This is a genomic window from Variovorax sp. WDL1 (genome assembly GCF_001541225.1).
GTDB lineage: Bacteria > Pseudomonadota > Gammaproteobacteria > Burkholderiales > Burkholderiaceae_C > Variovorax.
This window is the reverse complement of the sequence record NZ_LMTS01000097.1, coordinates 1-235: the sequence shown is the minus strand read 5'-3', so window position 1 is coordinate 235 and position 235 is coordinate 1. Positions and strand designations below refer to the sequence as shown.

At 64.7% G+C, this 235-nt stretch carries 1 protein-coding gene; it reads left to right on the top strand.

What is annotated here, in order from left to right; all coding sequences use genetic code 11:
- A partial coding sequence (locus tag APY03_RS14425; RefSeq protein WP_068677897.1) for a TIGR03758 family integrating conjugative element protein occupies nt 1-234 on the top strand: 234 nt, incomplete at its 5' end.
- Between the last annotated feature and the right edge of the window lies 1 nt (nt 235).

Sequence of the window (235 nt, the reverse complement as noted above, 5' to 3'; positions counted from 1 at the left end):
ATGAACGGCGCCCAGGTCTCGGCATTTCAAGCCAACAGCGGCATCGCACCTTCCGCGATGGAGACCGTCCTGGTCGGCGTCGTGTTCGCGGTCCTGCTCGTGTGGGGCGTCTGGGCCATCCGAACGGCCTACGTGGGGTGGTCCGAGAGCCGCCTCAACCAGCGCCAGTTCCTCGGCGTCTGCATCCGCTTCGTCGCGATGTACCTCGTCCTGAGTTTCTTCCTCCTGTCCTGAC